This is a genomic window from Streptomyces pyxinicus (assembly GCF_024753135.1).
GTDB lineage: Bacteria > Actinomycetota > Actinomycetes > Streptomycetales > Streptomycetaceae > Streptomyces > Streptomyces pyxinicus.
Window position 1 is genome coordinate 236,707 of the sequence record NZ_JANUGP010000006.1, and the last position, 17,786, is coordinate 254,492.

The 17,786-nt window shown below is 71.2% G+C and carries 19 protein-coding genes, 1 tRNA gene and 1 pseudogene; 13 read left to right on the top strand and 8 right to left on the bottom strand.

The features are described from left to right. Nucleotides 1-31: 31 nt before the first annotated feature. Together NX794_RS10940 and NX794_RS10945 are read right to left on the bottom strand one after the other, a co-directional pair. Nucleotides 32-802: a glycosyltransferase family 2 protein gene (locus tag NX794_RS10940; protein WP_428985888.1), complete on the bottom strand. Its 771-nt coding sequence runs from the start codon at nt 800-802 to the stop codon at nt 32-34. 183 nt (nt 803-985) lie between these two features. Beyond that, nucleotides 986-1,372 (bottom strand): DUF6344 domain-containing protein, encoded by a 387-nt coding sequence (locus NX794_RS10945; protein WP_258778149.1) that lies wholly within the window; start codon nt 1,370-1,372, stop codon nt 986-988. Between the two features lie 350 nt (nt 1,373-1,722). On the opposite strand from NX794_RS10945, the gene NX794_RS10950 reads away from it, so the two are divergent. Together NX794_RS10950 and NX794_RS10955 are read left to right on the top strand one after the other, a co-directional pair. Continuing rightward, nucleotides 1,723-1,851 carry a DLW-39 family protein gene (locus NX794_RS10950; protein ID WP_003999697.1) on the top strand — a complete coding sequence of 43 codons (129 nt, stop codon included), beginning with the start codon at nt 1,723-1,725 and terminating at the stop codon, nt 1,849-1,851. 291 nt (nt 1,852-2,142) lie between these two features. Next, entirely contained in the window at nt 2,143-3,471 is a 1,329-nt protein-coding gene (locus NX794_RS10955; RefSeq protein WP_428985889.1) for a hypothetical protein, read from the top strand. On the opposite strand, the gene NX794_RS10960 is transcribed toward NX794_RS10955, so the two are convergent. Both NX794_RS10960 and NX794_RS10965 read right to left on the bottom strand, forming a co-directional pair. Continuing rightward, nucleotides 3,435-4,694, bottom strand: a complete 1,260-nt coding sequence (locus tag NX794_RS10960; RefSeq protein ID WP_258778150.1) for a serine/threonine-protein kinase — start codon at nt 4,692-4,694, stop codon at nt 3,435-3,437. The two genes, NX794_RS10955 and NX794_RS10960, sit on opposite strands and share 37 nt — an antisense overlap. A gap of 109 nt (nt 4,695-4,803) precedes the next feature. After that, nucleotides 4,804-5,352: a helix-turn-helix domain-containing protein gene (locus tag NX794_RS10965; RefSeq protein ID WP_258778152.1), complete on the bottom strand. Its 549-nt coding sequence runs from the start codon at nt 5,350-5,352 to the stop codon at nt 4,804-4,806. Nucleotides 5,353-5,536: 184 nt separating this feature from the next. Between NX794_RS10965 and NX794_RS10970 the strand changes: the two genes are divergently transcribed. Next, nucleotides 5,537-5,609 (top strand) — tRNA-Ala (locus NX794_RS10970). A 95-nt stretch (nt 5,610-5,704) separates the two neighbouring features. On the opposite strand, the gene NX794_RS10975 is transcribed toward NX794_RS10970, so the two are convergent. Beyond that, nucleotides 5,705-6,121 carry a TlpA family protein disulfide reductase gene (locus NX794_RS10975; protein WP_258778153.1) on the bottom strand — a complete coding sequence of 139 codons (417 nt, stop codon included), beginning with the start codon at nt 6,119-6,121 and terminating at the stop codon, nt 5,705-5,707. Between the two features lie 293 nt (nt 6,122-6,414). On the opposite strand from NX794_RS10975, the gene NX794_RS10980 reads away from it, so the two are divergent. Both NX794_RS10980 and NX794_RS10985 read left to right on the top strand, forming a co-directional pair. After that, on the top strand, nt 6,415-6,873 hold the full coding sequence (locus tag NX794_RS10980; protein WP_258778155.1) for a DUF3515 domain-containing protein: 459 nt from the start codon (nt 6,415-6,417) through the stop codon (nt 6,871-6,873). Between the two features lie 208 nt (nt 6,874-7,081). Next, nucleotides 7,082-7,786 (top strand): Crp/Fnr family transcriptional regulator, encoded by a 705-nt coding sequence (locus NX794_RS10985; RefSeq protein WP_258778156.1) that lies wholly within the window; start codon nt 7,082-7,084, stop codon nt 7,784-7,786. A 345-nt stretch (nt 7,787-8,131) separates the two neighbouring features. On the opposite strand, the gene NX794_RS10990 is transcribed toward NX794_RS10985, so the two are convergent. Further along, nucleotides 8,132-8,824 (bottom strand): DUF5324 family protein, encoded by a 693-nt coding sequence (locus NX794_RS10990; RefSeq protein WP_258778158.1) that lies wholly within the window; start codon nt 8,822-8,824, stop codon nt 8,132-8,134. Nucleotides 8,825-9,073: 249 nt separating this feature from the next. Between NX794_RS10990 and NX794_RS10995 the strand changes: the two genes are divergently transcribed. Both NX794_RS10995 and NX794_RS11000 read left to right on the top strand, forming a co-directional pair. Further along, nucleotides 9,074-9,604: a peptidylprolyl isomerase gene (locus NX794_RS10995; protein WP_258778159.1), complete on the top strand. Its 531-nt coding sequence runs from the start codon at nt 9,074-9,076 to the stop codon at nt 9,602-9,604. Nucleotides 9,605-9,769: 165 nt separating this feature from the next. Then, nucleotides 9,770-10,657: a rhomboid family intramembrane serine protease gene (locus NX794_RS11000; protein ID WP_258778160.1), complete on the top strand. Its 888-nt coding sequence runs from the start codon at nt 9,770-9,772 to the stop codon at nt 10,655-10,657. 249 nt (nt 10,658-10,906) lie between these two features. On the opposite strand, the gene crgA is transcribed toward NX794_RS11000, so the two are convergent. Continuing rightward, nucleotides 10,907-11,161, bottom strand: coding sequence for a cell division protein CrgA (crgA, locus tag NX794_RS11005; RefSeq protein ID WP_258778161.1), 255 nt, complete (start codon nt 11,159-11,161; stop codon nt 10,907-10,909). A gap of 151 nt (nt 11,162-11,312) precedes the next feature. Between crgA and NX794_RS11010 the strand changes: the two genes are divergently transcribed. The 6 genes and pseudogenes from NX794_RS11010 to NX794_RS11035 form a co-directional block, all read left to right on the top strand. Then, nucleotides 11,313-12,137 (top strand): DUF881 domain-containing protein, encoded by an 825-nt coding sequence (locus tag NX794_RS11010; protein WP_258778162.1) that lies wholly within the window; start codon nt 11,313-11,315, stop codon nt 12,135-12,137. 220 nt (nt 12,138-12,357) lie between these two features. Continuing rightward, entirely contained in the window at nt 12,358-12,519 is a 162-nt protein-coding gene (locus tag NX794_RS11015; RefSeq protein WP_258778163.1) for a hypothetical protein, read from the top strand. Next, nucleotides 12,516-13,154: an aminodeoxychorismate/anthranilate synthase component II gene (locus NX794_RS11020; RefSeq protein WP_258778164.1), complete on the top strand. Its 639-nt coding sequence runs from the start codon at nt 12,516-12,518 to the stop codon at nt 13,152-13,154. The genes NX794_RS11015 and NX794_RS11020 overlap by 4 nt, the downstream gene beginning before the upstream one ends. After that, nucleotides 13,151-14,266, top strand: a complete 1,116-nt coding sequence (locus NX794_RS11025) for a class E sortase (RefSeq protein WP_258778165.1) — start codon at nt 13,151-13,153, stop codon at nt 14,264-14,266. Before NX794_RS11020 ends, NX794_RS11025 begins: the two co-directional genes overlap by 4 nt. A 28-nt stretch (nt 14,267-14,294) precedes the next feature. After that, nucleotides 14,295-15,044, top strand: coding sequence for a class E sortase (locus tag NX794_RS11030; RefSeq protein ID WP_258778166.1), 750 nt, complete (start codon nt 14,295-14,297; stop codon nt 15,042-15,044). A gap of 124 nt (nt 15,045-15,168) precedes the next feature. Continuing rightward, nucleotides 15,169-16,821, top strand: a pseudogene (locus NX794_RS11035) (IS1182 family transposase); the annotation flags it as partial. 70 nt (nt 16,822-16,891) lie between these two features. Here the strand turns inward: NX794_RS11035 and NX794_RS11040 are convergent. Beyond that, nucleotides 16,892-17,755 (bottom strand): LLM class flavin-dependent oxidoreductase, encoded by an 864-nt coding sequence (locus tag NX794_RS11040; RefSeq protein WP_258778167.1) that lies wholly within the window; start codon nt 17,753-17,755, stop codon nt 16,892-16,894. Nucleotides 17,756-17,786: the final 31 nt, after the last annotated feature.

Genomic DNA, 17,786 nt, shown 5'->3' on the forward strand with positions numbered 1-17,786 from the left:
GGACGGCACCCGGACACCCGGGTGAGGCCGGTCAGGAGCCGGCCGGGTAGGTCCAGCCGAACTCCGCCAGTGCCCGGGCCCGCGCCTCGGCGACGGCTGTGCGGGCCTCGCGTTCGGCGGGGTCGGTGTGGGCCGCCTGGCCGGTGACCTGCCCCTCCCACTTGCGGTACAGCAGGCCGACGTCCGCCGAGAACCAGCCCCGGCTCACCGCGTTCAGCGCCAGCAGCAGCCCGGTGTCCTCGGAGGCCGGCAACGCCATCCAGCCGCCGAGGGCGGTCAGCAGGTCCCGCCGTACGCACAGGGTCGCGGGGTGCACCGGCGCCCGGAAGTCGTGGCGCTTCCAGTGGTCGAGCACGGCGCCGCGCTCCAGCGGGCCCTCCCGCGGGTCGCCGGGGAAGCCGGCCGTGGAGCCGTCGGGCAGCAGGTCGAGGGCGCGGGAGGTGGCCCAGCCCAGGGCGGGGTCGGCCTCCAGGGCGGCCAGGTCGCGGGCCAGCGCGCCGGGGGTGAGCCGGTCGTCGGCGTCGAGAACCTTCACGTACGCGCCCCTGGCGTGCGCCAGTGCGATGGTGCGGGCGACACCGGGGCCGCCGGGCCGGCCCTGACGGAAGGTCACGCGCGGGTCGTCCGGGACGTACGGGCGGACCTCGTCACTCTCGCCGTCCTGCTGGATCAGCCACTCCCAGGTCCAGCCCGGGGGCAGCCGCTGGGCGTCCAGGGAGGCGTGGGCCTCCGGCAGGAACCGGGCGGACGGGCCGTGGACCGCGGTGACTACGGTGACGCGCCGGTGCACGGCAGCGCTCACCACCTTTCCCTCTTCACGCTTCGCCTCGTGGTGTCGTGCCTCATCCTCGTACGGCGCGTACGGGTAACGCGCGAGACCCCCGGCCGATCCCGGCCGGGGGTCTTCTTCCGTGTCGACTGACGCGTACGCAAGTCGCCTGGTGTCGAGACGGCTGCGGTGCTGGTGAGCGGCTGAGCGAGCCGCTCAGCAGTCGAGGGCTGCTGGACTGCGGCGTTGGGCCGGGACCTCGGCGGCCTCGGCGCCGTCGGTGTGTTCCCTGCCGTTCTCGGTCTGCGTCTCGTCGAGGGGCCGGTGCCGGCAGCTCGGGGACTTTCCGTGGGCCTCGGCCCGGATGCGCTGCTTCATCGTGGGGGGCAGTGCCCTGCTGTGGGCCCAGGCCCAGTGGAACGCCGTCGGGATCGTCGGGGCCGGGCGGTGGGCCTTGTCACCGTCGGTGCGCGGGCTCTCGGTCCGCGGGGCGGCGGGCGCGGCCGTCGCGGAGGTCGCGGTGACGAGTCCGAGCGCCGTGCACAGCGCGAGGAAGGCGGTGACGATGGCGGTCCACAGCTGCATGACCTTGTTCTTGGCCATGACCCCTCACTTTCGGGTTGGGCGATTTGCGTACTTTGCTCATGATGTGTATGCGCACCGCGAAGTGGTGGACCGACGCCCGTGGCGCGGCGATGTTCAGATGAACACCACCCGTATGGCCGCACCGGGGTCGGAAAGCCGTCCAAACCTCGCAAGAGGGGGGCGAAGAGGGAGCAAAGTAACGGTGGGTGGAGGTGTGATCACCCTCCGATCGGAACGGCGTCCGACCTGGCCCAACGCGTTGACAGGGCCGGGAGTTGGGCGCCCCGGCAGGTCACCGATCGATATCGGCCGGTGTGTATAGTCGGGCGCCAGAGGTCCCCTACGTCAAGGAAAGACGAGGTCGCGCGGTGAAGAAGCTGCTCCTGGTCGCACTGGCCGCCATCGGCGGGCTCCTCGTGTACCGCCAGATTCAGGCGGATCGCGCCGAGCAGGACCTGTGGACGGAGGCGACCGACTCCGTGCCCACGGGTTCCTGAGTCCCGACACCCCATTTCTGCACAGACCCCGGCCGCCCCTCGCGGCCGGGGTTTCGCGTTGTCCGGAGCAACGGGTGGGGCCGGGCCTGTCGTGTTGCGGGCTCGCGAGAACCGAGGTAGCCGTACCGAGCGGGTCGCGGGTGGCGGGTCGTCGTGGAGCGATTCGGACGGCCGTACGCGTTGCCCGGATGACGCGGGGGCGCTCGGGGCAGGATGGGCCACGGCCCGGACGGCCGACGGGTACGGGGCGACAGGGGGTGGCGCGTGCGAGGGCGTACGGCGGGGTGGCGCGTGCGAAGGCGTACGGCAGGGTGGCGCGGTCAGCGGTACGTGCCCCTGCGGGTGGGTGCCGTCCTGCTCGCCCTGTGCGGGGTCCTCGCGACGGGTGGCGTGGCCGGTGCCGCAGGGCCTGACGGATACGGCTTCGCGCCCGGCGCCCGTACGGTCACCGGGGCCACTAACCCCGGCGGGGCGCAGCGGTTGGACGCCGGTCGCGTCTACCGCGGCGAGCTGCCGAGGAACGGCAGGCTCTACTACCGGCTGCACCTCGCCGCCGAGGACACGGCGTACGTCCCCGTCACCGCCGTACCGCCCGCGGACACGGCCGTCTCCGCCACCGACGGCATCCGCGTCTCCCTCCGGGACGCCGACGGCACGCCGTGCTCCTACGCCTCCGCCCGTTTCGGCGCCGGGCTCAGCCCGCGCCCGGTCACGGCCCTGGGCCGGCGCGAGGCCGGCCGGGCGCTGTGCCAGGGGAAGGGGACGTACTACCTGTTCGTGGAGCGCCTGGACGCCGAGGGCTCCGGTTCCGGCGCGGCGGGCTCCGCGCGGCCCTGGGGTCTGGAGATCGCGCCGGCCACCGAACCGGCTCGTGTCGCCGCGGGGCCCACGAGCGCGCCGGGCGGCTGGGACTCGGCCACCCCGCGACCGCTCACCGGCGAGGCCCGCGACCGTACCGGCGGCACCGGGTTCGCCTCGGCCGCAGCAGTCGGCCAGGGGGTCTGGCGCAGCGCGCTCACGCCCGGCGAGACGCGGTTCTACAAGGTGCCGCTCGACTGGGGCCGCCAACTGCACGCCTCCGCCGACCTGGGTCCCGCCGCGGGCCACGGTTACGTCGGCGGCGCCCTCACTCTCTCCCTCCACAACCCGGTACGCGGACCGGTGGACGACGCCGCGCTCGGCTACACCGGCACCCGCAAGACGGTCACCCTGGACCTGGTCCCGCCGGTCGAGTACGCCAACCGCTACGCCGCGCCGAGCGGGGTCGGCACGGTCCGCTTCGCCGGCGAGTACTACCTGGTCCTGCATCTCAGCGAGCAGCTGACCGGCGTCTTCGGACGGGGACCGTTCCCGGTGACCCTGCGGGTACGGGTGGACGGCCGGGCGCACGCGGGGCCGGAGTACGCGGGACGGCCCGTGCCGGCGGGCGTCTTCACGGTCACGGCCGGAGACCGGACGGCGGCCCTGACCGGGGGCGGCGACGAGGACGGCACGGCGATGCGACTGCTCGGCTTCGGCGGGGTCGGCATGGGCACCGCGCTGCTGCTGACGCTGGGCGGCTGGACGGTCGTGGCACGGCGGGCTCAGACCCGGGTCAGCGCCCAGAAGCCGACGGCGTAACAGGCCAGCGCCAGCAGCAGGACCGGGACGGCGACCCGGGCCGGGGGCCCGGGACGGCGCCGGTTCGGGCGCCGCCGGGCCCGGTGGCTCGGCGCCGGAGCCGGCACGCGGGGATCGCGGGCGGTGTAGGCGGCGGTGGGGGCCGTCGGACCGTTGGCGGCGGACTGCTGCCACGGGGGCGGGGGCGGAGGGGGCGGCGTGCTGTCGAACGGTGCCTGGGGTGGCGGGAGTCGGAAGCTGCCGGTGTCCGAGGGGGTGGAGCCGGTGTCCGAGGGGGAGGAGCCCGTGTCCGTGTCGGCCGGGGCCGCTGCCAGGGCGGTGAAGTCTGCCCCCGGGGACTTCCGTTCCGGCCCGTCGGGACCGAATCCCGGTGGCAGCGGGCCCAGTTGGTCGAAGATCTCGATCAACTCGTCGTCGGGGCCGGGCTCCGGCAGCAGTCGCACGGCGGCGGCCAGCTCCTTGCGTGCCCCCGTGGCGGTGCGGAAGCGGGCCGCCGGATCGGGTTGCAGCAGCGTGGCGACGACCTGCCACAGCGGCTCCGGGATGTTCTTGGGGGCTCCCGGCGTGCCGTGTTCCAGGAAGTACCGCACGAGCTCCTTGGCGTCCGGCTTCGCCCCTTCGAGGAGGTACAGGGCGACCAGGCCTACGGCGAACAGGTCGGCGGCGAAGTCGGGCTCGGCGCCTTGCAGTTGCTCGGGGGCCAGGTACCCGGGCGTGCCCACCACGAGGTCGGTCTCGGTCAGCCGGGGTTCGCCGAGCCGCATGGCGATGCCGAAGTCGGACAGCCGTAGCCGGGGCCGGCCGGTGCCGGTCGCCTCCAGCAGGAGGTTGGCGGGCTTGACGTCCCGGTGCACGACCCCCTCCGCGTGGACGGCGGCGAGCCCGGAGAGCAACTGGTCGAGCAGGACGCACACATAGCCGGCGGGCAGCGCGCCGTAGTCGTTGACGAGGTGGACGAGGGAGCCGCCGCCGACCAGGTCCATGGTGAACAGGACCTGGTCGTCGTCGGCCAGCCAACTGGCCGGAGCCAGGACGTGCGGGTGGTCGATCCGCAGCGCCTGCTCCCGGACGAAACGCAGCAGGGAGTGGGCGTCGCGTTGCTGGAGGACCTTGGCGGCGACATAGCGGCGCCGGCGGTGGTCCCAGGCGCGCCAGACGGCGCCCACGCCACCGCGTCCGATCGGGTCGGCCAGCTCGTACCGGCCGGCGAAGACCTCACCCATGGCAGTCCGCCGCTCCTCCCCTGGTCCCACGTTCCGCCTGCGCCCCGGCTGCCACCGGAGCCCCCCGGGTCCGGCGCCGGCCCCCCTTCCGAGCGCCGGGCCAGGGGTTTCAGTTCTGGTGGGACTGGTAGTGCGCGACCGCGTCCGAGGTGCGGCCGGCGCCGTAGACCCGGAGGAACTCGGCCAGCTCGGGGTGGGCCGGGGCGAGGGAGTCCGCGGCGTCGATGATGTCGCCGGCGGCGGCCACCGAGCGCAGCAGCGACTGGATCTCGCGCACCACCCGCTTGACCGTGGGGGCGCCGGAACCGCTGGTGGTCTGGGTGGTGTTGTTCAGCACGGAGCCCCCCTGGGACTTCTTGATCTCGTCCATCCGCTCGGTCGCCTCGGCGGCGCTGACGCTGCCGTCCGCCACCTGTGCCGCCAGCTCCTGCAACAGCTGCACCCGCTGGACCACGGCGGGGTTCCCGATCTTCGCGCGCTGGCCGCTCATCAGCTGCGAGAGCATCGGAGCGGACAGGCCCAGCACCCCCGCGAGCCGGGCCTGGTTCAGCCCGAGATCATCGATGAGCTTACGGAAGAGCGCCCCCAACGGCTCCCCATACCAGTTCCGCTGCAGCTCCCGCGCTCTGGCGGTGGCTTCCTGCTGTGCGGCGTCCATTGCGTCTCCCCATCGCTTCCCCTGAAAACCGCGGTTCGCTGCAGCGAACCACGCCGAGCATCTTACGGAGAGTGGTCATCCACGGGGACCCCCAATCTTTTTGCGGGATACGGGGGGTGACCCGGTACTCTGGTCCCCGACGCCCACCGGAGGTCATGTCCCTACGGCGGAGCGCACCCTTCCAGGGGCCTTAGCTCAGTTGGTAGAGCGCCGTCTTTGCATGGCGGATGTCAGGGGTTCGACTCCCCTAGGCTCCACACCGGGAGAGGCCCCCTGACCTGCGGAGACGCGGGTCAGGGGGCCTCTCTGCGCGCATCACCGGGAGCGCGGAGGCGCAACGGAGCCTGGGCCCCTATCCGGCCGCGAGCAGAGGCGTGACGACGTCCTTGACCTGCTCTTCCGTGAGGGCGCCGGACACCGAGGCGGCGATGCGGCCCGTGCGGTCGAGGAAGACCGTGTAGGGAAGGCCGACCTGGCTGACCGTCCCGCGGGGGATGCGCAGCGCCTGCTTGCCGCCCTTGTCCACGAGGGTCGGATAGTTCAGGCCGTGCTCGCGGATGAAGGAGAGCGGGTGGGACGCCGAGTCGCCGCCGTCGATGCCGACGATCTGGAGACCCTGTCCTCCCAGCTCTTTCTGGATTTGGGCCAGACCGGGAGACTCGGCGCGGCAGGGTCCGCACCAGGAGGCCCACGCGTTCAGTGCGACGACCTTTCCCTTGAACGCGTCCAGCCGCACCGGGCGGCCGTCGGCCCCTTCGCCCTGGAGCACCGGCACTCCGGCGGTGGGAGGCGGGCCGGCTGCTGACGCCGTTCTTCACGGTCGCGTCGCCGGTCGCGTCGCCGGTCGCGGGGTGGGAGCCGGTGCAGCCGGAGACGAGGGCCGCCGCGCAGACGGCCGCCCACGCGGCCCGTTTGATCGACATGAGCTGTGAGTATGGCAAGGGCTCAACTCCGCTTCGCAGGCGCCTCATTGCCCGGAGGGGCACCGGGTCGCTTCGTCAGGCCCCGCGGCGCCGGCGGTTCGGCGGCTGACCTACGGTTCCTCACGTGAGGAACCGATCTGTGCGTAACCGGATCCTGTCGGCCGGCGCAGTGACGCTGGGCTTGTGCCTGGCAGTCACCGGCTGCGAGAGCGGTCCCGAGGCCGCCCCGCGAGCCGGCGACGCGGCCTGTCGCGCAGCGGCCGGGAAGCTACCCGAGAAGATCGCCGGCCTGGAGCGCGGTGACGCGGACGCGGCCGGGGTCGCGGTGTGGGGCGACGGGAAGATCGTCGCCCGCTGTGGGATCCCGATGCCGCGCCCGACACCGGACCCGTGCACGACCGTGAACGGCGTGGACTGGGTGTGGCGCTATCGGCAGGGCGACGACGGTCACGACCTGCTGGTCACCTACGGCCGCTCCCCCGGCCTGGAGGTGACGGTCCGGTCCGGCGCCCCGTCGGAGGCGGCACTCGTCGAACTGACGAAGGCGGCCTATGAGCTGCCCCGGCACCGCAAGTGCCTGGACCGCGAGGGGAACTGACTCGGCCCGCGCTTACTCCCTCGGGACGGGTACTGCCAGTTCGATCGGAGGTTCACCGTAAGGACGCTTGTTCGGTCAATTCAGGCTGACAAGTGAGGGAACAGGCCACATCCCGGCCCGCCTGTTTCCTGGTGCCCGTTCCGGCGGCAGCATGTTCGGGCTTGAACGGCGCGCGGGCGCCGCGGAGCGGGAACGTCGGGGGGTTCTGGTGCATCAGACGTGGCTGTCGTCCACCTTTCTCGGCCGGTTACGGAACACGACGCGGGAAGAACTGCTGCGTCTGGGCACCCCGATCACCTATCCACCGCACCGCGCCCTGCTGGAGCAGGGCGACGACAGCCGGCACGTCCTGCTGATCACGAGCGGTGTCGTGAAGGTGGTGGGGAAAGCGGAGAGCGGCTACGACATGCTGCTCGCCGTCCGCCTGGCGGGTGACATGGTCGGGGAGATGGCGGCCTTCGAGGAGCGCCCCAGGTCCGGCACGGTGATCGCGTGCGGTGACGTGACCGCGCGGATCATCCAGGTGCGGGCGCTGGAGGCCTTCCTCTCCCGGTATCCGGACGCCATGCGGGCCGTCCGGCACATGCTGTGCGCCCGGCTGCGCTGGGCCAACCGGCGCCGGATCGACTTCCAGGCCTACGACTCGCTGACCCGACTGGCCCGCGTGCTGGCCGAGTTGTGCCAGGCGTACGCCCAGCCCGTGCCCGGCGGCGACGACAGGCGGCGCGACCTCGGTGTGACGCTGACCCAGAAGGAACTCGCGTCACTGGCCGGTCTGAAGCTCAACACGGCCGAAAAGAGCCTGGCCGCACTGACAGCCCAGGGACTGGTGGAACGCAGTTACCGAAACATCACCATCTGTGACGTTCCGAAGCTGCTCGAATTCGCCAAAGTCATGGCGGACAACCCGTAGCAGTACGGGATCGGTTTCGAGACTCTCTCCTAGCCTCTCGGGAAACACTCCGTGGGCGGTTTCCCCCACGGCCCGCCCAGAGAGGACAACACCGGGTGGCTGCGTGGCCTGACTTCTATCCCTGCACCTGTATCGCCGCACGGCCTTCCTCATCCTGACGGTCCTGGGCATCGTCGCGGGAGCATCAACCTGACGCACCTGCACACCAGACGTGACGCACCTGCACATCAGACGGCACGCGCCCGCACATCACCTGACCGGTCACTGTTTCACGTGAAACAGCGGGAAACAGAGCGGGGGGAGCGGCGCAGCGCCACTCCCCTCGGTCGGCCCGGCTCAGGTCGATCAGACCTGGTCGTCGCCGTCGTCCTCCGCCTGCTTGGCCTGGACCTCGGGGTCCAGCACCGAGGGGCCGGTGCCGTCCACGGAGCTGAGGCGGCCCGACTCGGGCACCTCGGTGGCGGCCGGCGGCTCGACCAGCCAGTCCGGGTTGGCCTGCTTGTCCCACCACTTCCAGGCCGCGAAGGCACCGCCGGCCACCACGGTCAGCAGCGCCAGCACCTTCACGGTCCGGCCGGCCCGGGACCGGCGTTCGTTCTTGCGGGCCAGCTTCTGGATCTCCTGCGCCGTGACATGACCGCGCAGGGCGGCCAGGGCGGCGGCACCGCGGACGGCGGCCTCGTCGGCCACCGGGGCCGCGGCGGCCACGGCCTGCTCGATCTTCGGACGGGAGTACAGGGCGGCCTGCCGGGCGGCCTTGCGCGTGCGCAGCGCGGCCTCCTGCGCGGCGAGGTCCACCTTCGGCGGCACATGCGCACGAGCCTGCTCCAGGCGCGGGGCGAGCCGGGCGTCGTACTGTTCGCGGGCCTGGTCTGCGGCCTGCGACACCACGGGCGCCAGCCGTACGCGTGCCTCCTGCGCGTAATGCGCGGCACGCTCCTTGGCCGTGTCGGCGTAGGGCGCCACCACTTCCGCGGCGTGCAGCACGCTGTCCTTCGCCGAGCCGGTCGCGGCGCGCACGCTGTCGATGCGGGTCACGGGTTTCCTCCTCCTCGGTGGCGTACGGTATTCGACTTTCCACCCTTTTACGGATCATGCCTTCCAACAGTCCCCGCGGCATGCGAGGACGGGCATTCGGGTGCCGGCGCCAGGTGCCGACCCTGCCACGCATACCCACCGCGCGCCGCTTTCCCACGCGAGTCCCCGCCGTCGGGCGATCCGAAGCCCCCGCCGTGCGAGGATCAGGGAAGTCACAGAAAGACGACGGAAGACAACGGAAGGCAGACCGTGGCCGAGCAGCTGTACGCCACCCTGAAGACCAACCACGGCGACATCGTCGTCCGGCTGTTCCCGGACCACGCGCCCGCCACGGTCAGGAACTTCGTCGAGCTGGCGGAGGGCACGCGCGAGTGGACCCACCCGGAGACCGGTGCCAAGAGCAACGCCCGGCTCTACGACGGCACGGTCTTCCACCGGGTCATCAGCGGTTTCATGATCCAGGGCGGCGACCCGCTGGGCTCCGGCATCGGCGGCCCCGGTTACAAGTTCGAGGACGAGTTCCACCCCGACCTGCGCTTCGACAGGCCGTACCTGCTGGCCATGGCCAACGCCGGCCCGGGCACCAACGGCTCCCAGTTCTTCATCACCGTCTCCCCGACGGCGTGGCTGACCCGCAAGCACACCATCTTCGGCGAGGTCACCGACCCGGCCAGCCAGAAGGTCGTCGACGCCATCGCCGCCGTGCCGACCGGCCGCAACGACCGCCCGGCCAGTGACGTGGTCATCGAGTCGGTCGCCGTCGAGAGGCGCCAGGGCTGAGCCCGCCGTCCCGTGGCCCGGGGCCACGGGAAAACCCCCGCGCAGGGAACCATTCGCCCCGCTCATCCGTAAGGATGGGCGGGGCGGGGTGTGTGCCCGGGTGGTCCCCGGGACGAGCCCCGGGCCACGAGGGCCGCGATGAGCCATGACGAGCAAGGGGATCCGATGGACCAGGCCGCAGGCAGCGCGCAGGACGCCGCCCGGGGCGTGCCCGTGTGCTACCGGCACCCGGACCGCGAGACCGGCGTGCGCTGCACCCGCTGTGACCGCCCCATCTGCCCCGAGTGCATGGTCAGCGCCTCGGTCGGCTTCCAGTGCCCCGACTGCGTCCGCGGCGGTTCCGGCACGGGGCACGCCCCCGCCGCGTCCCGGCCGCGCACGGTGGCGGGCGGCACGGTGACGTCCGACCCCCGGCTGCTCACCAAGATCCTCATCGGGATCAACATCGCGGTGTTCATCGCGATCCAGGCCGACACGTCGCTGCTGGACCACCTGGTGCTGTACGGCGCCTGGCCGCCGAAGCCCTTCGCGCCGACCTCGGGCGTGGCCGGCGGCGAGTGGTACCGCTTCGTGACGTCGATGTTCGCGCACCAGGAGTACTGGCACATCGGCTTCAACATGCTGAGCCTGTGGTGGATCGGCGGCCCGCTGGAAGCCGCGCTCGGCCGGGCCCGCTATCTGGCCGTCTACCTGGTCTCCGGGCTGGCCGGCGGCGCGCTGACCTATCTGCTCGCCTCGCCGACGCAGGCCTCGCTCGGCGCCTCCGGGGCGATCTTCGGACTCTTCGGCGCCACCGCGGTCCTGATGCGCCGCCTGAACTACGACATGCGGCCGATCATCGCGCTGCTGGTGATCAACCTGATCATCACCTTCGGCGTGGGCCACATCGCCTGGCAGGCCCACATCGGCGGCCTCGTCGCGGGCGTCGTCACCGGCTACGCGATGGTGCACGCCCCGCGCGAGCGCCGAGCCCTGGTGCAGTACGGCACCTGTGCGCTGGTGCTGGTGCTCTCGGTGGCGCTCGCCCTCATCAGAACCGCTCAGCTGGGCTGATACCGAACCGTTGTCCACAGCGTGTGCCGGATCTTGTGCACACGGTGCGGATACAGCCGAGCCCCCGGCCGCTCGTCCGTGTTTCCACAGGTCAAGCCGGGGGCGAATGCGTGTGCGGGGGCCGGTAGTGCAGTCGTATCGGCGTCAACCCCCGATGAGTTATCCACAGATCGTAGTCTTTTCCCCAGGAGGGTGTGGATACGACGGGCGACCTGTGGATAACTCAGTGAACAGCCCTGGGCAGAGCTGCTACTTCCACTGCGTGGAGACACCGAAGCCGGCGGCGATGAAGCCGAAGCCGACCACGATGTTCCAGTTGTCCAGCGCGTCGATGGGCAGCGAGCCGTCGGTCACGTAGAAGACGACGATCCAGGCCAGACCGATGAGGAACATGGCCAGCATGACGGGGGCGACCCAGGCACGGCTGTTCAGCTTGATCGCCTGCGCCTGCTTGGCCGGCGGCGGAGTGAAGTCCGCCTTCTTGCGGATACGTGACTTCGGCACGAGGGTCTCTCCTGTCGATGCGCTGCGTGGCCGCGCAGGTAACTGGGTGGGCTCGGGGCAGCGTACAAGGGGCCAACATGACGACTCTGTGTGCTCCCCCGGGCGTCCGTTAGCGTAGTGCTTCCGCGGCGCCGAAGGAGATAAGGGTACGTTGAGCAATTCTGCCGACTCCCCCGGGACGGGATCAACGGGTCCCGGATCAGCGGGTCCCGGATCAACGGGTCCCGGTTCCGCTCCCCGCCGCGGCCCGCGCGTCCGGCCGGTGCGGATCCTGACGGCCGCCGTCTTCGCCCTCGCGGGGCTGATCTTCTTCACCAGCTTCGACACGGCCAAGGGCACCGACATCCGGCAGGACGCCTCCCTGCTCAAGCTGTCGGACCTGATCCAGGAGCGCAGCCGCAAGAACAAGGAGCTGGACGAGTCCAACGCGGCCCTGCGCGACGGCGTGGAGTCGCTCGCCGAGGGCGACGACGGCAGCACCAGGGCCCAGGACGAGAAGCTCGACGGCCTGGAGAAGAGCGCCGGCACCGACAAGCTGACCGGTAAGGCCGTCACCGTCACGCTGAACGACGCCCCGCCCAACGCCACCGCCAAGCTCCCCGGCTACCCCGAGCCCCAGCCCGACTACCTGGTCATCCACCAGCAGGACCTCCAGGCCGTGGTCAACGCCCTGTGGCAGGGCGGCGCCAAGGGCATCAAGGTCATGGACCAGCGGCTGATCTCCACCAGCGCCGTGCGCTGCGTCGGCAACACCCTGATCCTCCAGGGCCGCGTCTACTCACCGCCGTACAAGATCACCGCCGTCGGCGACCCCGACCGGCTCCAGCAGGCGCTCGCGGCCAGCAAGGCGATCCAGACCTACATGGTCTACGTCAACGTCTACGGCCTCGGGTGGAAGGTCACCGAGGACGGCACCGTCACCCTTCCCGGTTACACGGGCACGGTGGACCTGCACTACGCGAAGCCGTCGCCGTAGCGGCCGTCACCGCCGTCCCTAAGCAGGTCAGCCCCCGGCGCACGTATGGAGTCGACAAAGGGCGGCACAAGAGCGTGCCGCCGGACACCGTTGTGCCCGAGGCTGTCGCCGGGGCCCACCTCGCGGAGACAGGCCGGCGGAGGGCTCCGCGCCGTTAGTCTGGTGACGTACGGCGGGTGTCTGGTGCCGTAGGGACACGGAAGGGACGGCAAGGGACGGCATGTACGGCTGGATCTGGCGGCATCTGCCGGGGAACGCGTGGCTGAAGGCCCTCATCTCGCTCGTACTGGGCCTGGCCGTGGTCTACGTCCTCTTCCAGTACGTCTTCCCCTGGGCCGAGCCGCTGCTGCCCTTCAACGATGTGACGGTGGACAACCAGTGAGTGCGCGGATTCTCGTCGTCGACAACTACGACAGCTTCGTCTTCAACCTCGTCCAGTACCTCTACCAGCTCGGCGCCGAGTGCGAGGTGCTGCGCAACGACGAGGTGTCCACGGCGCACGCCCAGGACGGCTTCGACGGCGTCCTCCTGTCGCCCGGCCCCGGCACCCCGGAGCAGGCGGGCGTCTGCGTGGACATGGTCCGGCACTGCGCCGGCACCGGGGTGCCCGTCTTCGGGGTATGCCTCGGCATGCAGTCGATGCAGGTGGCGTACGGCGGCGTCGTCGACCGGGCACCGGAGCTGCTGCACGGCAAGACCTCGCCGGTCGAGCACGAGGGCAAGGGCGTCTTCGCCGGGCTGCCCTCGCCCTTCACGGCGACCCGCTACCACTCCCTGGCCGCCGAACCGGCCACCGTCCCGGCCGAGCTGGAGGTGACCGCCCGTACGCACGACGGCATCGTGATGGGCCTGCGCCACCGCGAGCTGCCGGTCGAGGGTGTGCAGTTCCATCCCGAGTCGGTGCTGACCGAGCACGGCCACCGGATGCTGGCCAACTGGCTGGCGGAGTGCGGCGACCAGGGTGCCGTGGCGAGGTCGGCGGGGCTCGCCCCGGTGGTGGGCAGGGCCACGGCGTGACCGCGCTGCGCCCCGAGCGCGAGGACGTGTACGGCGAGAGGCCGTACGGGTCCTACGACGGTGCGCCGAGCGCCGGCCCCCGCCCGAACCACCGCGGCGGGCGCCGGTCCGACCCGCCGACGGCACCGATGCCGGTGATCGGGGGACCCGGGCCCGGACCGGCGGAGGGACCCGGATCTCCGGCCGACGGCGAGACCATGGCGCTGCGCCGGATCGCCACGCCCGGCAGCGAGGGCCCTGGACGCCCCTCTGACGCCTCTTCAGCCGCCGCGCCCCCCGCACCAGCTCCGGGCGGCCGTGCGGCCCGGAGGAAGGCCGCCAAGCGCCGTGGCGGGCGGCACGGCGGCCACCACGAGCCCGCGCCCGCGCCTGCGGCCGCGCCACCGTCCGGACGGCCGCTGTCCCGGGTCGAGGCCCGGCGCCAGGCCCGGCAGCGCAAGCCCGGCCCGGCCGTCCTCGCCAGCCGGGCGGTCGGCGAGGTGTTCATCACCACCGGCGTGCTGATGCTGCTGTTCGTCACCTACCAGCTGTGGTGGACCAACGTCCGCGCGCACGCCCAGGCGGGCAGCGAGGCGCACCAGCTCCAGGACGACTGGGCCAGCGGCAAGCGCAACCCCGGCGTCTTCGAGGCGGGGCAGGGCTTCGCCATCCTGCACATCCCCAGGCTGGACGTGGTCGCGCCGATCGCGGAGGGCGTCAGCAACAAGAAGGTGCTCGACAAGGGCATGGTCGGGCACTACGGCGAGGCCCCGCTGAAGACGGCGATGCCCGACGCGAGGACCGGCAACTTCGGCCTCGCGGCGCACCGCAACACCCACGGCGAACCGTTCCGGTACATCAACCGGCTCACGCGCGGCGACGCGGTCGTGGTCGAGACGCAGGACACGTACTTCGTGTACAAGGTGACGTCGACGCTGCCGGTGACCCCGCCGTCCAACACCGCCGTGCTCAACCCGGTCCCGACCGGATCGGGGTTCACCGCGCCCGGCCGCTACATCACGCTGACGACCTGTACGCCGGAGTTCACCAGCAAGTACCGGCTGATCGTCTGGGGCAAGATGGTCGAGGAACGGCCGCGCAGCAAGGGCAAGCCGGACGCGCTCATCGAGTAGGGCTCATCGAGTAAGGGCAGAGGAAACTGTGGCAGCGACCGCCGACGAGACCGAAGCACACCAGGACGCGTCCGACCCGGAGCCCGGCCCGCGCCGGCGGCCCGGCCGGATCGCCCTGGCGGTCAGCGTCTTCGGGGAACTCCTCATCACGGCGGGCGTGCTGCTCGGCCTGTTCGTCATCTACTCCCTGTGGTGGACCAACGTCATAGCGGACCGCAAGGCCGACCGGGAGGCCGACAGGGTCCGCGACCACTGGGCGCACGCCACGGACACCGGCCCCGGCGCGCTGGACACCAAGGACGGCATCGGCTTCCTGCACGTCCCGGCGATGCGCAACGGCGAGGTGCTGGTCGAGAAGGGCACCGGCACGGACGTCCTCGACGACGGCGTGGCCGGCTACTACACCGACCCCGGCAGGGCCACGCTCCCCACGACCGGCAAGAAGGGCAACTTCACCCTCGCCGCGCACCGGGACGGCCACGGCGCCAAGTTCCACAACATCGACAAGCTGCGCGAGGGCGACCCGATCGTCTTCGAGACCAAGGACGACTGGTACGTCTACAAGGTCTACTCGATCCTCCCCGAGACCTCGAAGTACAACATCAAGGTGCTCTCGTCCGTCCCCCGGGAGTCCGGCAGGGAGAAGCCCGGCCACTACATCACCCTGACGACCTGCACCCCGGTCTACACGAGCCGCTACCGGTACGTGGTCTGGGGCGAGCTGGTCCGGGTGGACAAGGTCGACGGCAGGCGGACCCCGCCGGCGGAGCTGCGCTGACACGAAGAGCGGGCCCCCGCCGGAGCTTTCGACACTGTTGGCGAATCCTATGGCTGAACGTGACGTCGGCCTTCATGACCCGTTGTGGCTGTGAAGGCCGACGTTGTGTTTGGGGAGGGTGTCGGTGTCGTTGCACGCCAGGCAGATCGATGGGGTTCCTGAGGAAACGGCCCGGGTGGCGCGGGCTGCATTCCCGAAGGGCAGTCTGGCCATGCGGATTCGTGACGAGTTGGGCGAGCTGTTCTCGGACGCGGACTCGGCCGGGCTGTATCCGACCAGAGGGAAGCCGGCGTGGCCGCCGAGCAGACTGGCGCTCGTATCGGTCATGCAATTCGCTGAGGGCCTGTCGGACCGGCAGGCCGCGGACGCGGTCCGCGGGCGTCTGGACTGGAAGTACTTGCTGGGGCTGGAGCTGGTCGATCCGGGCTTCGATCACTCGGTGCTCACCGAGTTCCGGGACCGGCTGATCGCCGGAGGCGCCGGGATCCAGCTCCTGGACCGGGTCCTTGAGGCCGCCGCGGAGCACGGCTTACTCAAGGCCGGTGGCCGTGCACGCACGGACTCCACAATCGTGCTGGCCGCCGCGCGGCAGATCAACGGACTGGTACGGCTCGGTGAGACTCTGCGAGCCGCGCTGAACAGCGTGGCCACCCGCGAGCCGGAGTGGCTGGCGGACTGGGTTCCGCCTGAGTGGTTCGACCGGTACGCGATCCGGTTCGAAGACACCCGCCTGCCCAAAGGGAAGGCCAAGCAGACCGAGCTGATCGAGCAGATCGGCGCCGACGGACTGAGCCTGCTTGCAGCCCTGCACGGGCCGGACGCCCCTCCGTCCCTGCGCCTGCTTCCGCGGGTTCATACCCTGCGGCAGATGTGGATTCAGCAGTACTTCATCGATGACGGGCAGGTCCGTCGTCGGGACCTGAAGGACCGCCCGCCGGGCGCGCAGCGGCTGGTGACGCCTTACGACACCGACGCGCGGGGAAGCGTGAAACGCGGCAACTTCTGGGACGGCTACAAGGTCCACCTCACTGAGACCTGCGAGCCGGACGGCCCGAACCTGATCACGCACGTCGCCACGACCGACTCCACCGTTCAGGAGGTGCGCATGGTCGTCCCGATCCACGACCACCTCGCCAAGCGTGATCTGCTGCCCGCCCAGCACTTGGTCGACGCCGGCTACGCGACAGCCCGGGAAGTAGTCACCGCCCGCCGGGACCACAAAGTTGACCTGGTGGGCCCGATCCTCGCGTCCACCAGCTGGCAGACCAAGGACGGCGGCGGCTTCTCCCAGGCCGACTTCGTCATCGACTGGGACAACAGGCAGGTGACCTGCCCCAACGGCACCACCACCAGCCACTGGCGAGAAGACCGCTCCCAGTACGGGGCGGCCGTGGTCCGGGCACGGTTCCCGACAGCCGCCTGCCGTCCCTGCAAGCTCCGAGAGCAGTGCACTCGCTCCAACAACAAGTCGGACATGGGCCGCCGGATCACCCTCCGCCCGCAGGCGGAATATGAGGCGATCCAGCAGGCCCGGGCTCAGGAAGACACCCAGGAATGGAAGGAGCAGTACGCACACCGGGCCGGGGTCGAAGGCACGATCTCCCAGGGAGTGCGAGCCTTCGGCCTGCGTCGATGCCGGTATCACGGCCTGGCCAAGGCTCGGCTACAGCACCAGCTCGCCGCCACCGCGATGAACTTCCACCGCCTCAACGCCTGGTGGACCGAGACCCCACGAGCCCGCACGCGCACATCACACCTGTCAGCCCTCCGGCCCTCCGGCCCTCCGAGCGCGGTCACAATTTCCCAGGAAGATGCTAAACGCCCCCGGCACAATCTCGAATGGCTGATCAGACCACCGGCGGCCCCGCCTCAATGCGGCGCAGCACCGGAGGGAGGCGGTCCAGGTCGGGGCCGGTCTGGACCTGTCGCTCGTCCCACCAGGTGGCACCGGCGTCGTGCAGGGGACCGATCACGTCCCTGGCCTTCGCTGCGTCCGGGGGCGTGGCACCGCCGAGCACGAACTCGAAGGGGCGCTCGGCCCCGGCTGTACGGTGCTTGCGCACATAACCGACCAGCTCGCGTACCTCCGCCACGTCTGGCACATGCCCATGCCGGGCCGACTCGAAGAGCGGCACCGCGCCATCCCACCGCGCTGCCCGCCGCATGGGCGCACGACGCGGCCAGAACCCGCCGATCCACACCGGCGGACCGGGCCGTTGCGCGGTGGCGGGCAGCAGCGCCACATCCCGGACCTCGTAGTGCCGACCGTGGTGGTTCACCGGCTCGCCGGACCAGAAGCGGCCCAACAGCTCCAGTCCCTCGTCCAGCCGCTCGGCTAGTACGCGTGGCTCGACGGCGTCGCCGAAGCTGCGGTATTCGTCTTCGACCGGACCGCCTAGGCCGGCGGCGAAGATCACCCGGCCGCCGCTGAGGTGATCCAGGGTGGCCACCTGGCGGGCCAGTTGCTGCGGACGGTAACGGGGGACCGGCGTCAGCAGTGTGCCCAGCCGGATCCGGGAGGTCGCCAGCGCGGCCGCGGTCAGCAGCATCCAGGGATCTCCGAAGGGACGCCCTTGGTGCCGACGGTGTAGGACATGGTCCCAGACGAAGAGCCCGTCCCAGCCGGCCTGTTCGGCGGCCGCTGCCGCCGTCGCGATGTTACGGGGGTCGGCGAAGTCACCGAAGTTCGGGATGTTGACGGAGAAGCGCATCCCAGCAGGATGCGCAGCTGACCACGAAGCA

Coding starts and splice junctions, on each gene's coding strand:
- NX794_RS10960 (WP_258778150.1), bottom strand. CDS start 4,694: ATGGGTGAGGTCTTCGCCGGCCGGTACGAGCTGGCCGACCCGATCGGA.
- NX794_RS11000 (WP_258778160.1), top strand. CDS start 9,770: ATGGACCAGGCCGCAGGCAGCGCGCAGGACGCCGCCCGGGGCGTGCCC.
- NX794_RS10945 (WP_258778149.1), bottom strand. CDS start 1,372: ATGGCCAAGAACAAGGTCATGCAGCTGTGGACCGCCATCGTCACCGCC.
- NX794_RS11015 (WP_258778163.1), top strand. CDS start 12,358: ATGTACGGCTGGATCTGGCGGCATCTGCCGGGGAACGCGTGGCTGAAG.
- NX794_RS10965 (WP_258778152.1), bottom strand. CDS start 5,352: ATGGACGCCGCACAGCAGGAAGCCACCGCCAGAGCGCGGGAGCTGCAG.
- NX794_RS11040 (WP_258778167.1), bottom strand. CDS start 17,755: ATGCGCTTCTCCGTCAACATCCCGAACTTCGGTGACTTCGCCGACCCC.